Below are 17,260 nucleotides of genomic sequence, written 5' to 3' on the forward strand. Positions count from 1 at the left end.
GGGGCAGACGATATGAAACGAAACTACTTCAAATCCAAACTGTTTTTAAAATACATCTGGTYCTACTTGTTTATTTTGCTTATCCCATTAGTACTTATGACGATATTTATCTATCAAAACGCAGTGTCCAATCTACGTACTGAAATTGAGCAATCTCGCCTCGGCCAGCTCACGCAAGCCAAAGTTATTGTTGACGGCCGGATGAAGGAGCTAAGTGAAATTGCTTCACGCGTCTCGTATGACAAGAGGCTGACTCCGTTTCGGGTTCACGATTCTTATTACAGCGGTGAAGCGATACAAGCACTGGATCAATACAAAGCGACCAGCTCTATCATTAGCGAGATGTTCTTGTATTTTCACAAGGATGAAAATATTTATTCCGCGAAGGGTCTATCGAGCATGGATGTATTCRCAAACACCTTTACCTTTCACAATTGGAGCAAAGACACTATTTTTCAAGATTTGAATATGGTTAAATATCCAACGATGCGTCCAGCTGACACCGTAGTCCTAAGCGCTAATTTGCAGGATTCTATGCTCGCTTATCTTGTTCCCATTACGCCGTACAACCCTAATCCACATGGAACGATTATGTATCTAATTAAAGAATCAGAGCTTACGAGTTTAATTGATTCTATTCTAGGCAATTATCAAGGCTTGACTTATATTTTGGACAACAAAGGTCAAATTCTAGTAGACAATCGCCAGGGAGAAGCCTTAACGAATGCAGAGGCGCAGTCTCTATATAGTCTCGCGCCAGGCATTCACGATAAAACCTTAAATGGCAAGCCGCATTCCATCGTATCCGTAAAATCGGAAAATAATGGATGGACTTATGTCACCGTCATGCCAAGTTCCCAGTTTCTTAGCAGCGTAGTGCATGTCCGCAGCTTCATCGTCATGCTGTTCCTCATCGTTGTGGTCGTTGGAGCGGCGATTGCCCTCGTGCTTGCTAGAATGCAATACCTGCCGATTTCTACGCTTGTAGAGTTCGCAAATTCCAAATCCAAGCCGAAGCATTCCGCTGATCAATCAACCGAAAACGGGAACGAGCTTGATCGAATACGAACAGCGCTGCAGCAATACAGCTCGCGAGTTGATCTTCAAGAGCCATACGCTCGCAATCACTTTTTGTCCATGCTCCTGAAATATGGGAATGCGCAAAGTCTTTCACCAGAGCTGCAAGAGGCCTTCGATCTTCATTTCGACCAATCTCATCACTTTGTTATGGTGATTGGATGGGATGAAATCGAAGATACGCAAGAAGAACGACAGGAGCGGCAAGAAATGATAGAGCTGCTCTCCCAAATCGAATTCCCGGAGCTGGCTGCTCATGCCTATGGCGTAGAGCTCCCTCAGCTGGATCAGCTTGCACTCATTATCAGCTTTAATAGGGATCAAGCCGAGCAGGAATTGGTTCCTGTGCGCCACATTGCTGAAGCGGTGCTCTACACGATACTAGAGACGTTTGATGTTACGCCTACGATTGGCGTTGGAACCTGCTATTCAAGCCCTGACCAGCTGAATCAGTCCTTTATTGAAGCTTGCTCAGCTTTTGAACTGCAAGCGACAAGCGGTCATGGCACGATCACTTATTTCGAGAAGCTGCAAGATACACCGGATCATACCTTTTGGATACCGAATAATTCATTGCTCAAGCTTTCTCAAAGCTTAAAGCAAGGAAGCTATGATGTAGCTGCACAAATGATCAGCCCATCGATCCGCAGCCTGCAATCATCCGAGCTGTCTGCCCTGCTCAAACGCTGCATATGCTTTGACATTTTGAATACGATGCTAAAAACCGCATCCGAGCTTGGCATTCAAAATGTGATTCAAGACATGGCTCCTAATATGATTTACAGCCATTCCTTGGATGAAATTGAGACTGGCTTTCTGAATCTCGCCTCCCGAATCTGCAATCAAGTGGAGCGCAACAATCAGAAGGAGGAGCAATCACAGATTGATCGGATCGTCTCCTACATCGATGAGCATTTTAGAGATCATACGCTCAGTCTAGAAACGATTGCATATGAGTATGCCATCTCGCCATCACATGTGAGCCGTTCATTTAAGGAAAAGATGGGACTTAACTTCATCCAATACATTTGGCAAAAAAGAATGGAAGAGGTTATGCATCATCTGAAAACGACAAACGCACCGCTTAAGGACATCATTATTCAAGTCGGCTATTTGGATACGCCTAACTTTATACGCAAATTTAAGAAAGAAACCGGCTATACGCCTGGTCAATATCGCAAGCAATTCTGGGAGAACGAACAGGCGCAATTGCTTTCTGATTCAGATGATGAATAATAAACAAAACCCGGTCAGCATTTCGCATGACCGGGTTTTTGCTGTTTCTGGGTTCATGCTCTTGTTCGTTTATTTATCTGTCAATTATCTGTCGTATGCGCTTTGGTAAAGCTCAGCAATCCGATTTCCGCCCATTTTTTTAATTTGCTCTAAATACTTGTCCCAATTGGAGAGCGGCTCCTGGCCCGTTACGAACTTCGCTTCCATCTGTGTAACGTAAGTGTTCAGATCAGATAACAAAGCAGAAGCCTCAGTTTGCTCTTCATTTGTCAAATAAACGTTAGGGTAAGGCGGTTTTGCGATTGGTGTAAGTTTCTCTGCATTTTGCTTATCGATCCATAGATCGAATTCGCTACGAAGGCCTACGGCAACATCGCTTGAGTTCATACCCGGCGTTAGAATACCATAGTTTGGTGTCATCGTTCCGCGGTATTCTTCACGGTCGATGCCGCCTGGAACAGGAAGCCATTCCTTTTCATGCGTTTCCTTGTTTTTATATTTCCACAGAAGGTTCTCAGGACCTTGATTGAACAAGGTAGCGCCCTCATAGCTGTATAGGTAATCTACCCAACGCATAGTTGCCTCTGGAGCCGGATTGCTGCTTGTGATGGCGAAGGTACCATTCGCTGAAATACCAGGGTGCTTGCCATAGACAGGAGAATCAGCAATTTCACTTTTCACTGGCGTCATCAACGGGTTGTCTTCGCTTGGTTCGCCGCCTAGCGTAAAGTAAGGGTAATAGTCGTTGAACAAAGCAATTTGATTGTTTTTCCCTTTTGCTTTCTTCTGTTCACCTGTTTGCGAGAAGGTCTCGTGGTCCAGCAATTCCTCTTTCCATAGACGGTTGAGGAACGTTAAATATCCTTTGTAACCCTCTTCTTGTGGCGTGTAATGTACTTTGCCATCCTTATCGGCATAAACGACCTCATCATAAATGCCCCAGAAACCGAGGAAGTACATGCGCAAATCGTTCAGTTTGTCGGATGTGAGCGGAATTTCATCCTGCTTACCGTTTCCATTCGGGTCTTCAGTCTTAACACGCTTCAGATAGGCGTACAGCTCTTCTGTTGTCTTAGGCTCTGTTGCCCCAAGAGTTTTCAAGAACTTGCCGTTGTACCACATCGGACCGCGGTACCAGACTGCTGCTAAGTCAACGTTCGGCAGCGCATAAATATGTCCATCTGGCGTGGTGAACGACTTGCGGATGTCCGGATTATCATCAAAGATCTTTTTAATATTTGGCGCGTAGCCTTCATCAATATATTTTTCAAGAGGAATAAGAACACCTTGAGTTCCGTAAGTGACTTGTTCTGCAGGTTTCAGATCCGCTGCATAGAACATATCCGGCAAATCTCCGCTTGCAAATACTAGATTTTTCTTGGTCGCAAAGCTGTCGATCGGGGCGTTCTGGTATTCCAGCTTAATGCCTGTCAGTTTCTCCATCTCTTGTAGTACAGGCATTTTGTTCCAGTCAGCAACGCCAACGTCCTGTGACATCATCTTCAAGGTAATCGGTTTACTGACAACCGGAAACCCTTCTTTGTTAACCCCGTCAGCCGTATTGGACGCGGACGTTTTGGAACCTGTATTGCTGCTATTCGTTTTCTCCTCATTGTTCGGCGAACCACATGCCGCTAATACGGAAGCAAGTAGCGTAATGCTGAGTAACAAAGATGATGCTTTTTTTAGCTTTTTCATCCTAAACCCTCTCCCTTTTTTAAAATTATTTATGAGCAAAATCAGCCCTTAACGGAACCAATCATGACACCTTGCACAAAGTAACGCTGAAGAAATGGATAAACGGCGATAATCGGTGCTGTCGCAACGATAATAACAGCGTATTTGACCAGCGCAGCGATTTCAGCTTTGTTATTAAGAGCTGATGCTGATGAAGCATCAATTACGCCCCCGCCCTGAGCCGACATCTCCTGCAACACAAGAATTTGCCGCAGCACGAGCTGCAAAGGATATTTTGCGGCATCATTCAAATAGATGAGTGCCGAGAAGTAGCTGTTCCAGTTGCCAACACCATAGAACAAAGCCATAACGGCAATGATTGGCATTGACAGCGGCAAAATGATTTTGACGAACAGCCGCAGGTTGGTGCACCCGTCAATTTGGGCAGCCTCTTGCAGTTCTTTTGGTATAGAGGATTGAAAAAACGTGCGCGCTACAATGATGTTCCAGATTGAAGCGGCCGAAGGAATGACGATCGCCCATATCGTATTCACCATTCCGAGTTCCTTGATGAGCAAGTAACTTGGTACGAGCCCTCCTCCAAAAAACATCGTGACGAGGAACATCCCCATAAAAAAGTTTCGTCCCATAAAGTCTTTGCGGCTTAGAGCGTAGGCAGCAGGCAGCGTAACGAATAAATTGATCGACGTACCTACTACCGTATAAAGAATGGTGTTGCCGTAACCTGTCCATATGCTGGAGTTTTGGAACACCCTCTTATAACCTTCAAACGTAATGCCTTTTGGCCACAGCCACATCTCGCCGGAACCCACCAATTTCGGATCGCTTATCGAAGCGCTAATCATATAAATGACAGGATAGGCGACTACAATAAAAGCGAGAAATACATAAATATAGTTGCATATCAGAAACACTTTATCTCTTCCGGACTCTTTAACGGCGGAAATCATCGGTCATACCCCCTTCTTCTACCACAGGCTGTTTTCGTTGGTGCGTCTTACGATCTGATTGACAAGCACTAAAATAATGGCGTTAATGACGGAATTGAACAGGCCGATCGCCGTCGAGAAGCTATACTGGGCATCGACAAGCCCTGATCGGTATACGAAGGTTGAAATGACATCGGATGCTCCCATGTTAAGCGAGTTTTGGAGCAGCAATATCTTCTCAAATCCAACCCCAAGCAAGCTTCCCATGTTCAGAATTAAAAGAATGGTCATCGTAGGGATAATCGTCGGAATGTTAATATGAAGCACCCGTTGGAAGCGTGAAGCTCCGTCTATAATGGCTGCCTCATGCAGACCCGGGTCTACTCCTGAAAGCGCAGCCAAATATATGATTGTTCCCCATCCTGCGCTTTGCCAAACACCAGAGAATACGTACATCGTCTTAAACCACTTCGGGTCCGTCAAGAAATCTGGAGCATCAAATCCAAGCCACTCAATAAGATGTGTCACTATTCCCGATGAAGGCGACAAGAACGTAATGATCATGCCTGCCATAACAACGACTGAAATGAAATGCGGCGCATAAGTGACGGTCTGAGCCATTTTCTTGAAGGAACCACCCTTCAGCTCATTGAAGGCAAGCGCCAGTATAATCGGTATCGGAAACCCAATAGCGAGTTCATACAGGCTAATACTTAACGTGTTCCATATCAAGTCCCAAAAGTAATAAGAATGAAAAAATCGGACAAAATGGTCGAAACCGACCCAAGGGCTTCCGAAAATCCCTTTCGTTGGTATGAAGTTCTTAAATGCGATTTGTATGCCGTACATCGGACCGTAAGAGAAGATTAGAAAGTAGAAAAATGCGGGTGCAATGAATAAGTACAATTCCCAATTTTGAAGGAGTCTTTTCCACATTCTGCTCTTCTCTTTCGTCGGTTCCGGAAGCATATTTGGTGCGTTCATTGGACTTGCTTCCTGCATAAAATCACTCCTTTCCCGTTTCGTTATAATTGCTTTTGTTTGGTGATTAGCGACAGGAATTTCGGAAATGCTATCGCTTACATTCACAACAATACGGAACATAACAATTCTCGTAAATATGTCATTTCCCGTATCGCATGATAGCGCTTTATATTTATGAGGAAACATCAATTCGCGAACTACTGCGACTATTCAGATAACTTCTCAAATGTGTCATTTTTGTTGATAAATCGCCTATTTATCGGCAACCGCAAGATTTACCAATCGATTTTCGCCCCCCATACAAGCCCAAACCCCCTCAAAGAGTGGTCTATTCAAGAATAACATGTATGCGTTTTCATTGTTTCTAAGCCCATTGATCCTTTTTCTTATTGCAGTTGCCGATTTAGAGAATTTCCTATCGTTCAATTGCAAAAAAAAAGAGCATCCGCATCTGCACGCAGCTACTCTTCCATTGCCATTTCAGCATCACTTATCGTTATCTTTTTTCTCATTGCTTGAAACAAATTTCTTTCTGTTCATTGCTCCCCATGAATGACGGCCTCTTCTAAAATTAAAAATACCTTCAACACGGAACAGAACAGTAAGCTGACGATAACCTAAGTTCTCCAACACGCCGAACAGCACAAGCAGCAAAGTTTCTTTAAGCGAGCTGTATTTGCGAAATGTAATTTGCTCAAGTAAGATGCTGCCCATTGATAAAGTAGTACCGAGTAAAAACGCGATAACAAAAAAAGTAATAAAGCTGTCAAATGCAAGCAAGCCAAATAAATAGGCAAGTGGGATAAAGATATAGCCGAGTGCCTCAACAATTGGCCCGATTAATTCGAATATCCAATAATAAGGCAGTGTCACCATGCCAATCTTGCCGTATTTCGGATTAAAGAGCATTCTCCTATAGCTTATCAGCGTATCAAAAAGACCAATTTGCCATCTTCTCCGCTGGCTTCTTAGATCCTTCATTGTTTCTGGAGCTTGAGTCCAGCAAATCGGGTCCGCTAGAAATTGTATTTTGTACTTTCTCTTCTGGTCTTTCATCGCCTTATGAAGTCTAACGATAATATCCATGTCTTCACCGATCGTATTCACTTTGTACCCGCCGCACTCAATAACGACCCTCTTATTAAACGCACCGAATGCACCGGAAATAATGAGTATGGAATTAAGCTTGCTGAAGCTCGTACGGCCAGTCAAGAAAGCTCGGAAATACTCTATAATCTGAAATTTCGCCATATTGCTTTTCGGAATATTCATCTCCATAAGCTTGCCGTCTTTAATGATCGAGCCATTGGCAATTCTGACGATCCCTCCAACAGCAATCGTTTCGGGATTTTCCACAAATAACATCGTGAGCTTGATAAGGGCATCATTTTCCAAGATGGAATCGGCATCGATGCATGCAAAAATAGGATAGACAGACACATTAATGCCCGCATTAAGAGCGTCCGCTTTGCCGCCGTTTATTTTATCGACAAATATTAATCGCTCGTACTGGTTGCTCCGGTAAATGCCAGCTACTTCATTCGTAGGCAAGCTCTGCATAATGGGCTGGTTTACCTTTTTTAAATTGAACTCGTTTATGATCTTTTCTTTTGTGAAATCGGTAGAGCCGTCATTCACAATAATAATCTCATACTCAAAATAATTTAAAGCGAGCAGCGATTTAATATTATCAACTATCGTTTTCTCCTCGTTGTACGCAGGGACAATGATAGAAATCGGGATCATATTTTTTGAATCAATGTATCTTTTATAATCCGAAGCTTTCATTTTTCGTAAATAACTAAACATATCTAGCGAAGCGATCAGCATTTGCCCATTATAAAAGATGTTTATTCCAATCGTATACAGCATACAAAACTCGCTGAAATAAATAATAAACATTCTGAGAATATACATGTTGTTAAAAACCATCCTCGTTTTTCTAAGTTGTCATTAGGAAGTCATTTCGATCACACTAATCACGGCATCCCGAGCAAATTTATCGTCTCCATCGATGATCCTTGAAGCGTAAGCAATACCTCCAGGAATGAGAACAAGTGCACTGGCGGCATGATGTCTTACCCACCACACACTGTCGCCTGTTGTTTTCCCTAAATCCGCTAAACTATTTTTGGTCCCAATCTTCTCAAGGCCTTTAGCAGCAGCAGCTCTAACCTCCCAATCATGATCATCAAGCTTGGTTAGCATAGATGCTTCATAATCTGGATTATTCAGCTCGCTCAGCGCTCTTATCGATGCGATTCTAAGATTCTTATCCTCACTATTCAAATACTTAATATAATGCTCGCTTAAGCCTTCAATACTGTAATCAGCAACCGCTTTTATTAGAATGCCCTTCATATAGTCATCACTTCTATCAATTGTTTGTCGAAACAGCTCTTCCTTTGAGCCGTCAAAAGCAGAAATAATTTCAATAATAGCTCTATGAGACAAGTTCATATTTTGGGAGTCATAGGTTAGAACATGAACTAGCCCCTCCAAATCACCAAGCTTCGCAAGAGCCAGCATCATATTATAAATCACATCATTATTTTTGCTTGAAATAAGCGTAAGGATAGATGCCGTTGTATCTCTGAGCTGCAATTCCCCAAGATGCCGACAGGCTAAGGACTGAATATGAACGCTGTTTGATTGCAGTCTTTTGAGCAGAAAAGCTTTCGTTCCCGTTAATTCGTATATGTTCATCAACTGATCATGATGAGTATGGATAAAATCAGCATCGTGGTTAATGACGATATTAATGAACAGCTCTTTTTTTCTAGCACTTTTTCCGACGATTTTGTTCAGTTTTTGCACGATCGTTCGTTTATTTTTATTTTCAGTGTAAAAGTAGGATGTGAATACTTCTTCCAGCTGCTTCTTCAATTGGTTAGTCGCGGACTCGCTAAAGTAACGAAAAAACCAAATGACGATAATCGATATGAAAAAAAATGAAAATAACGCTGATGAAATGAGCAGCAAATATGATGCTTCTTTTGTCATATATCCTCCTGCGCAAAAAGTTGTTTAAGCATGTCGTAGCTTTTCTTATTGCGAGATACGTATTCGGGTTTCGTCCATGTATTCCATGTAAAGGTTCGGTAGCCGGATGACGTAACGCTTTCGGGAAATTGATAATCGACCTTCTGCGTTTTTTTATCCATAATAACGAGTGAAGCGACTATGCCATCCGTCATTCGTACAGCAACGCCGTCTCTTATGTTCTCGATTGCCCCTTGTTTCTTCTCATCATCGAATACGAGCAAGCTGGACGGGTCAGTAAAGTTCAAGCTTGCCCATGGAATTCTAAGATACAGCGTCTTGCCCTCAAAATAAAAATGGCTGCTGCTGTTGTCAAAGCTGCCTGCACTTAAGGTTGATCCATCCTCATAAGCAGCGGGAACCGTTTTACCTTCGGGCGTTTGGTATGCTTTTGAAAGCTGCCACATCATTTTCTCATAAATGCCGTTAGACGATACGGAAGTGTAATAACTGCCTTTGCTCGCATTATATTGCGGAATTACGAGTAATTCGGCTTGCTTCGTATTTTGAATGCTTACATTAAGCTCTGCTCCAGACCAGTTTTCATTCACATCAGGAGCCAGCATATATTCGCCATTTTTTCTGTCAACGGTGTCCAAATAGATCATAATGTTCTTCTGATCAAACTTCGGCAGTTCACTGAATTCGGCTGTTATATAGAAATAAGATTCGTTAGCAGCATAAGAAATGGTGCGCAGAGGATCTGTTCCCCGCAAGGTCATGGCATACTCCGTCGGCGTAGGTGATTCTATCGCTAAAATACCGTATCGCTGAGCAGGATCAATGACATTGTGCCAGAGGCTTCCATGCTCATAAGGGATCATCAGGGAAGAGGTAAACCGGCTGCTTTTTCCCCATTGATCCGCCCATTCGTAAACAAGCCCGCCCATACTGCCGCTGTCCTTTATCATATTCATCATCGCAATGATGCCTTCTCCTTGCTCCGCCTCGCTGTTTTGACCGTCCTTATGGCCAGAAGCGGATATTTGCGATGATCCTAGGCTTGTAGACAATCCAAATTCGCTTATAAGTACGGGATACTTTTTTTGAGTGCTCATAAAACGATCCAAATACTGCTTATAACCTGCATAGTCAGGTTTTGCTTCCTTCGTTTCCCCAGCTATAAATGCCGGATGATCGGGAAAGACATTATACGCGCCAAAAAATCCACTAATTACTTTGCTAGAAATAACAATATGATTAATATCCACTGAAACCGCGTCATCGAGCGTCTCTGGATTTGATGCAGCATGTTCGAGAATATCTAGCTCTGGAATGCTGGTAATCGCTGCTGGATGCTGCATGTTGTAATTACTTTGCTCATATTGAAAGATACGATCCGATAGGGAAGCAAGCCACGACTCGGTAGGCGTTGCGTCTAAACCTGATGAAACAAAGTCCCCATTATAGTTGTAAGAGGGATGTGCTTGATCCGTTGCCTTTACCTTTTGAGGGGTTAAGCCTGGGTCTACTAAAAAACCAAGGATATAGCCTGACACATCATTCATGTACAGATCGGAGTTCATCCCCTCTTTTGTTTTTAACTTGGCATTCCCGTGAACTGCGTTAATGGTATCTTGAATCGCTTGTTTGTAGGCTGCATTGTACTCTTGATTCAGCAAGTCGCCTGATGGCGGCTCACTGCTCGGCGATATATTTTGAAGCAAATACAGCGGTTTATCTTGATGATTCGTATTGTAAATATCAAGCGCTCGATAAAAGCCTGACGGCATCAACGTGTATACTCGTATCGTATTGGCGTTCATTTGACCAATCTTCTCAAGCCACTCTGAATAAATAGCCGTATCCTCCGGGAAGCTTCCTTCTGGAATACCTGGTATTGCTGTGCCAATATTCATCCCTTTTACGAACATGCTCTTCCAAGCTCCGTTTTCATAAACGGAAAATGTATTGTCGACTATTTTGGATACGAGCTGTGTACCATTTGAAGCTGTCTCTGCTTTCGCCTGGAATGTAATGCTTTCATCTAATGGCTTTGTTTCCTTCAACAGCTTGGACATAAGCGGCACATAAAAATGCCAATAAAAATACGAATGATCCCCTTCGCTGTTTACACTAAATAATTTGTATAGAGCAGAAGCACCCCAAAACCGTTTAATCTTCTCCGGTTCCTTATAATCACTAAAATCTCCCGCAAAATAATAGGAGCTCTTCTTGCCGGATTTATTTGCAATGATTGCTGGGAATCTAGTATTTAGCCCTAAGACCTTCAATTGCTCCTGACCTGCTTCCGTAGCGTTTAAGTCATACCATGCGATTACCGACTTATCGTCTGCTGGCTCAATAATTTCAAACCAGTTATAGTAATCAATCGTGTCCGTATGATAGCTGCGAGCATGAGCCTCGGTCATGAATAGACTGATCGATTGTCCTGTAAAGTCTTTACCGCGCTCCAATATGATGATTCTATTGTTGCCCGCAATAACAATTCCCGCTCCCGTTAAGCTCCACTTTTTTCCGTACTGCTGCTCATAGGTTGCTCTTATCCAATTCGGTACATCTTCTGCCGACGATAATTCCGAGAAAAACTTGCCTGCCCACCCCTTAAAGCCGACGTTAAAAATAGCTTCAAGCTCCTTGGATACGTTTGGTGCAGTAGGCTCGCCTGCAATATTGTATTCGCCAATAACCGTTGTCCCTTTGGCATAGCTGGTAGCTATTAAACTAACCTCATCCATCGTCAGGCCTGAAACCCCTTTTGGTTCCACACCATTCACCTTTGAATTGCCAGTGMCGTACGCATCCGAAATATAGATCAGATCTGGCACATTAGCTCGTTTATCAAAAGGAACAGCAGTTAATTTCCCATCAGCGAGGAAATTCCCATAATAATCCTTCTTTGCGTCATAAGCCTTATTCGTCGCGGGGTTAGTTATGCGCAGATGATCCATAATCCAAAACAACCCGCGCTGCTTGCTGTAATCTAGCTCCCTTATGCCGCTCGTTTCAGATGCTTGAGTCGGAAAGGTTTTATTAATGACAACGACATCAAGGTTTTTGCTTGGTGTAAGCAGCCAAACGATGAAAGGAATCGATAAACCAATTAATAAAGCTATTAAAATGATATAGCGAGCTTTCATATTTCTTGTTCTCATTTGTATTCCTCATTTTATATATGAATTAATTCATCGCTTGAAATCCTTTTTGCAAAATGTAATAGGAAGGCTTCAATCGTTCATGAAAAGTCGGCTGCTCCCATTCCTTCCAGCTATATTCTTCCATTGCTATAGGCTGCTGCGTCGTTTCCGGCGTGCTTCCCGTCTTGATATGCTGTATGCCAAAGCTTATTCCATCTACCTTCAGCTTTGATATTTTTCCACGAGCAAACATATCATCAATGACATATTTATGAGATGGGTCCATCACATTCAGCAGCTGCCACGGAATTCTCATTTCCACTTTTCCATCTTTATAATAAAAATCACTTAATGAATTAAAATCAGGGTTATCCGGATTGCCTATTCCGTATTGGAGCAGCCCCGTCTCATATCCTGCAAAAGGAACGACCGTGTTCAGCTGCGGAACTACGTAGCTTTTATTTAAACTAAGCCGGATGGAGTTGAAAATACCCGTGTTCTTATGATGAAAGGATGGGTTCTTGTCGATGAGACTCGTTTGAACCGCATATCTAAAATAGTAGTTATCGTAATAGGCATCTACTAACACATGCGAGTCCGTTGGTCCATGAATTTTCACTACGAAGTCTGCATCCTTGCTAAATGTGGAGCCAAGCTGTGAAAAGCTTGTGTTCCCTTGTTCCTTTATCGTATCGATCGGTATGATCAATGTGTCCTTATTAAAATCATAATTTTCAGCATCAATCATGAGATAGACATATCCCTCATCACTTTTTACGTATAGCTTGGTATGATCGTCAGCATACAGGGGAGTATCATTTGCCCAATCATCGAACGAACCGTCGATATAACGGATGCTTTTGTCGTTGCCAGGATCAAGCGCTAATAAACCAAAATGCTGCTCATTCGTTTGAGCATTAAGCCAGTATGGCCTTGAATCAGGCAAATCCAGATCGTTGTTGTTCCACGTTCGCTTAAACCATTCATCCTGCCACGAAAAAACCAATCCCCCTGCTAAATTAGCTCCGTGAATATCCTTCATCATTTTCATCAGCATATCGCCTTGCGTTTGTTCATCTACAAAGCCCTGGTTAAAACCTGTAATTTTATTTTCATGCGCCTTGCCGCGTGAGGCTGGAATGCCAAATTCCGAAATAAGAACAGGCATGGAATGGAACTTCTTAATTTCCTCTAAATAAGCCAAATAAGGATTTGGATTGCCCTCGGCATCTTTAAATTGAATATAATCGGTCTGATAGCTAAATGTATCGGGGTAATAGGGGTACACATGATAAGAGGCAAACATACCGGCTTTATAGCTGTCATGCCATTTAATATGCTCGACGTTTACTTCTACAAGATCTTCATTTTTATAAGGCTCGTTAGGATGCTTTAGCGGATCTGTCGTTACCCAATTGGAAAAGGCAACCGGACTTTGCATGTTATAGGTTGTCATTTCATAATCAATCAACTTATCTCCTACTTCAGTGAGAAAAGCCTCAAACGGAGATGCACCTACGGTATAAAGGTATTTGCCATCATAATGGCTACGCTTTGCGTTATTTTCATTCGTGCTGACGACGAGCGAAGGCTCCCATTCAATACCAACTATCCATCCGATGACATACTTCGAAACATCCGAGGTGTAATTGCCGTCCGCATGGCCTTTATTTACTGGCAAATAATGATTGCCATGCAAAATATTAATCGTATCTTTTACCGTAACATTCATATCATTTAGAATCTTGTCATTGCTGCCAAAAGCATCATCGATTGTTGCTATATCGCTCTCATTAACCCAAACGCCATGAAACACATAAATAGGCTTCTTGCCATTTTTCACTGCATTTTGATTAAAATCAAATAAGGCATTATAAAACTGCGGCCGCTGTATCGTGTACACTCTGATCGTGTTTGCATTCATATCCGAAATATAGCCAAGCCATCTATAGTATTCATCGTATGTAATGGCAACCTCGCCGGGAAAAGCGCCTGGCTTTCCAGCTCCAAGGTTCACACCTTTAATAAATGTTTTCGTCCATTGTCCATTTTCCAAAACATAAAAAGAGTTTCCATCCACCTTGCTTACATACTCCGATGCCATTGGTGATGTGGGGTTGCTATGATCTGTTGCATTTATTTTATTTTTCAAAATAAATATGCTTGAATAGGCTATAGCGATTAAAATAATGATAATAATTGAACCATACATATAGTTCTTACTCGAAATTTTCATTTTAAGCCCCCCGAAAACATTATAAGTATAGATTTGTTTCACTGTCTATTCGGCGGTATACCTCAAATATATCCAATTAAAAATTTAAAAGGCTTGAAATCCAATCATTCTCAATTTGATCATAAAATTTCATAAAAAAGAGGCTACCCATAAGTTCAATGAACTCATGAGCAGCCTTGTAAACAATGGCTGTTTAAAAGATATGATTTTTCCAACCGTTCAGCTTGGCGACCGCCTCTACAAAATAGTAATCGCCATAGATTAACGAAACATTCACATTCGAACCCGATGGACGATTTCCCGTTGCTTGAAGCAAGATTGCCTCATGATTCGGCAGATCCCATGCAGCATAATTCTCATGAAGGGATATAAGCATACGTTCAGCTGCATCACGGTAAACATTCCCCTCCTCAACTGGCAGCATCGAAGCAAGATCCAAGAGGCCGGATGCTGCACAAGCGCCAGCTGAGCTGTCTCTTGGTTCATCTGCCCTATGTTCCGAAGCTCTAAAATCCCAGTGCGGTACGTGATCAGAAGGCAAGTTAGCTATAAAAAAGTTCGCTACTCGCTGCGAGGCACGCAAATATTTTTCATCGCCCGTATAGCGATAAGTATTCGCCATACCGTAAAGAGCCCATGCTGCTCCGCGGCTCCAAGCGGAATCCGCTCCCGCACCTTGCCCGCCGATTGCCCCGAGTAACTCGCCTGTTTCCGGATCAAAGCTCACAATATGCTTAACCGATCCATCCGCGCGAATGAAATGCTCTACAACCGTGTCGGCATGCGCCCTTGCGATATGCTTAAAGCGTGGATCATTGGTCGTTTGGGCAGCCCAAAACAACAAGGATAAATTCATAGATGAATCAACGATGGACCAGCCAACCTTATCTTGGTTCCAAGCCCGCAGAAATCGACCAGCCATATTGTATCTGCCTGCTAAGAAATTAGCAGCGAACAATCCGCGGCGCAGCCCATCGGCATCGCCAGTCAGCTTATGTTTAATGATTGCTGTCGGTAAAAATTGAAAACCTACATCATGATGAAAATTGTTTTCCTGCATCATTTTAGCTTCCAGCTTCTCATCCCAGCCCCAGGCCGCATTCTTATATGCTTCCTTTCCCGTCATATCGTACAAAATCCACAGCATGCCGGGCCAAAATCCCGAGGTCCACCAATCATGCCTCATATCGTCATAAATGCCGTCGGCCTTTGCAGCATGCGGTGATTTATCTCCGATCTGCTGGAGCATGCTCTCTCCTTTTTGCACAATCATCGCAAACACCTTTGTAAAATCATAAGATTCAAGCATTAGCATCTGGACCTACCACAACGCCTGATTTACTGTTAAAACGATCTGTAGCTTCTTTTATAATTTCATTGCCGCCGCTTGTTTTCCACTCTTCGATAACCTTTGGCCAATCCGCAATATTTTCTTTGCCGTAAATCATTTTGACCATGTGATCAAGGATGAACTTAGACGGCTCGTCAAACTTTGGAGCCAAGTCTGGGAATTGTGTATAGCTGTCTAGGTCGGGATCAAAGAAAACGCCGGCACGTCCCTCGTTAGGCAACAGCTTCTCAAAACCATTCATCATTTCTGCGCCCTTCGTTTCCAGCGGAAGTCTATCCTTATTGAAGGCCCCGTCTTTAACCAGCCATAACCAGTCACGACGTTGTTCAGAATAGCGCTGCTCCTCGTCAGCAGGAACCGTGTAGTTTACTTTGTCGCCCTCTTTCGTATACGTCTCACCCTCATTGCCAAAGGTAAAGAACGTATTCGCATCTGCGCTAACCATGTAATCAAAATAGCTGACAATGGCTTCTGCTTTTGCTTGATCCATCTTCGCGTTCAAATACGATTGTTCAAGCGTCTTGTTGTAAAGCATCATACCGCCTTTGCCGTCTGGACCAGTCGGTGAAGCGATCATCTCAAGCTTTCCGTCAGGCACGGTCTTTGTCAGTTCCCCTTGGTAGATTCCTAGTTGATTGGCATTGGCATTGTAAATGCCTAGATTTCCAGCGTCGCGGCTTTTCGTCCACATCGCACCTGTAATCGTTGCAAAATCTTTGGCCATCAAACCTTCATCGTACATCGCTTTATACATTTCCAGCGCCTTCATCATGTTCTCTGAATCAAAAAATTTCGGAACGATTTGGTCGCCTTGTTTCTCATACATCGTGCTGTAAGGAAGCACATCGTACGCTCCCAATATGAAGTCGGCATATTTGAAGTTTTCACGGAATCCAAACGGTTGTTCAATGCCGAGCTTCTTAAATTCACGAAGCATAGGCAGCAGCTCATCAATCGTTTTTGGCGCCCCAATTCCAGCTTTCTCAAGAAGGTCAGCACGTACAAATGTTGCACGGCGAGATTGTACACTTAAGTATTGCGGAATGGAGTAGATTTTTCCTTGATAGGTTACTTCATCCCAAGCTTCTTTCGGAATAGCAGTAAGCAAGTTTTGCCCATGTGATTTGAGAAGATCATCAAGCGGCATGAACAGTCCAGCTTCTACTGCGCCTTTCATATCTTTGCTTGCCGGTGTCATAGACTGATAAGCAGTCAGTACGTCCGGCAATTCACCGCCTGCGAACATAAGTGAAATCTTTTGTTTAAAATCCTTATGCGGAAGCAGCTGGATATTCATATCGGTGTTTGTCCGCTTCTCCAGCTCCAGAACCCACTTGTCTTTATTAATGTCTTCTACCGATTCCACCGCTTTCAAAGCTAACGTGCCTCTTGCGATCGAAAATTTCGTAGGCTCTGCTGGCTTATCCGTCACATCTGTTTCTTTGTCAGGTGCTGGGCTAGTTGTCGATTCTACTTTGTTGTTTGACTCCGAACAAGCTGTGAGCAGACCCGTAAGGAGAATAACACACAATATGCTAAGCATTCTTTTTTTCATAAACAGATCCCCTCTCATCAAATTTATAACGCTTTCATTTTAATAGACAAAGCT

At 42.9% G+C, this 17,260-nt stretch carries 10 protein-coding genes; 1 reads left to right on the top strand and 9 read right to left on the bottom strand.

What is annotated here, in order from left to right; all coding sequences use genetic code 11:
* Positions 1-12: 12 nt before the first annotated feature.
* A complete protein-coding gene (locus AC1DPK_RS10580; RefSeq protein WP_477510259.1) occupies positions 13-2,313 on the top strand; it encodes a helix-turn-helix domain-containing protein in 2,301 nt (766 codons plus the stop codon).
* A gap of 84 nt (positions 2,314-2,397) precedes the next feature.
* Here AC1DPK_RS10580 and AC1DPK_RS10585 read toward each other — a convergent pair whose 3' ends face one another.
* The 9 genes from AC1DPK_RS10585 to AC1DPK_RS10625 all read right to left on the bottom strand — a co-directional run bounded on the left by AC1DPK_RS10585 (position 2,398) and on the right by AC1DPK_RS10625 (position 17,206).
* Entirely contained in the window at positions 2,398-4,011 is a 1,614-nt protein-coding gene (locus tag AC1DPK_RS10585; RefSeq protein WP_477510260.1) for an extracellular solute-binding protein, read from the bottom strand.
* 41 nt (positions 4,012-4,052) lie between these two features.
* Positions 4,053-4,961, bottom strand: coding sequence for a carbohydrate ABC transporter permease (locus tag AC1DPK_RS10590; RefSeq protein WP_477510261.1), 909 nt, complete (start codon positions 4,959-4,961; stop codon positions 4,053-4,055).
* A gap of 18 nt (positions 4,962-4,979) precedes the next feature.
* Positions 4,980-5,909: an ABC transporter permease gene (locus tag AC1DPK_RS10595; RefSeq protein WP_372239018.1), complete on the bottom strand. Its 930-nt coding sequence runs from the start codon at positions 5,907-5,909 to the stop codon at positions 4,980-4,982.
* 501 nt (positions 5,910-6,410) lie between these two features.
* Entirely contained in the window at positions 6,411-7,841 is a 1,431-nt protein-coding gene (locus AC1DPK_RS10600) for a glycosyltransferase family 2 protein (RefSeq protein ID WP_477510262.1), read from the bottom strand.
* Between the two features lie 36 nt (positions 7,842-7,877).
* The gene (locus tag AC1DPK_RS10605; RefSeq protein WP_477510263.1) at positions 7,878-8,927 is read right to left on the bottom strand and encodes a HEAT repeat domain-containing protein; all 1,050 of its coding nucleotides are present in this window, start codon (positions 8,925-8,927) and stop codon (positions 7,878-7,880) included.
* Complete coding sequence (locus AC1DPK_RS10610) at positions 8,924-12,082, bottom strand: hypothetical protein (protein WP_477510264.1); 3,159 nt, start codon at positions 12,080-12,082, stop codon at positions 8,924-8,926. The genes AC1DPK_RS10605 and AC1DPK_RS10610 overlap by 4 nt, the downstream gene beginning before the upstream one ends.
* Positions 12,083-12,107: 25 nt before the next feature.
* The gene (locus AC1DPK_RS10615; protein ID WP_477510265.1) at positions 12,108-14,300 is read right to left on the bottom strand and encodes a family 2 glycosyl transferase; all 2,193 of its coding nucleotides are present in this window, start codon (positions 14,298-14,300) and stop codon (positions 12,108-12,110) included.
* A 193-nt stretch (positions 14,301-14,493) separates the two neighbouring features.
* Positions 14,494-15,609 carry a glycoside hydrolase family 88 protein gene (locus AC1DPK_RS10620; RefSeq protein ID WP_477510266.1) on the bottom strand — a complete coding sequence of 372 codons (1,116 nt, stop codon included), beginning with the start codon at positions 15,607-15,609 and terminating at the stop codon, positions 14,494-14,496.
* On the bottom strand, positions 15,602-17,206 hold the full coding sequence (locus tag AC1DPK_RS10625) for a type 2 periplasmic-binding domain-containing protein (RefSeq protein WP_477510267.1): 1,605 nt from the start codon (positions 17,204-17,206) through the stop codon (positions 15,602-15,604). The genes AC1DPK_RS10620 and AC1DPK_RS10625 overlap by 8 nt, the downstream gene beginning before the upstream one ends.
* Positions 17,207-17,260: the final 54 nt, after the last annotated feature.

It is taken from the genome of Paenibacillus sp. 01T424, from assembly GCF_056398745.1.

What these genes read in the sequence shown, in the direction of transcription:
- AC1DPK_RS10585 (WP_477510260.1), bottom strand. Translation starts at nt 4,011, where the DNA reads ATGAAAAAGCTAAAAAAAGCATCATCTTTGTTACTCAGCATTACGCTA.
- AC1DPK_RS10590 (WP_477510261.1), bottom strand. Translation starts at nt 4,961, where the DNA reads ATGATTTCCGCCGTTAAAGAGTCCGGAAGAGATAAAGTGTTTCTGATA.
- AC1DPK_RS10595 (WP_372239018.1), bottom strand. Translation starts at nt 5,909, where the DNA reads ATGCTTCCGGAACCGACGAAAGAGAAGAGCAGAATGTGGAAAAGACTC.
- AC1DPK_RS10600 (WP_477510262.1), bottom strand. Translation starts at nt 7,841, where the DNA reads ATGTATATTCTCAGAATGTTTATTATTTATTTCAGCGAGTTTTGTATG.
- AC1DPK_RS10605 (WP_477510263.1), bottom strand. Translation starts at nt 8,927, where the DNA reads ATGACAAAAGAAGCATCATATTTGCTGCTCATTTCATCAGCGTTATTT.
- AC1DPK_RS10615 (WP_477510265.1), bottom strand. Translation starts at nt 14,300, where the DNA reads ATGAAAATTTCGAGTAAGAACTATATGTATGGTTCAATTATTATCATT.
- AC1DPK_RS10620 (WP_477510266.1), bottom strand. Translation starts at nt 15,609, where the DNA reads ATGCTTGAATCTTATGATTTTACAAAGGTGTTTGCGATGATTGTGCAA.
- AC1DPK_RS10625 (WP_477510267.1), bottom strand. Translation starts at nt 17,206, where the DNA reads ATGAAAAAAAGAATGCTTAGCATATTGTGTGTTATTCTCCTTACGGGT.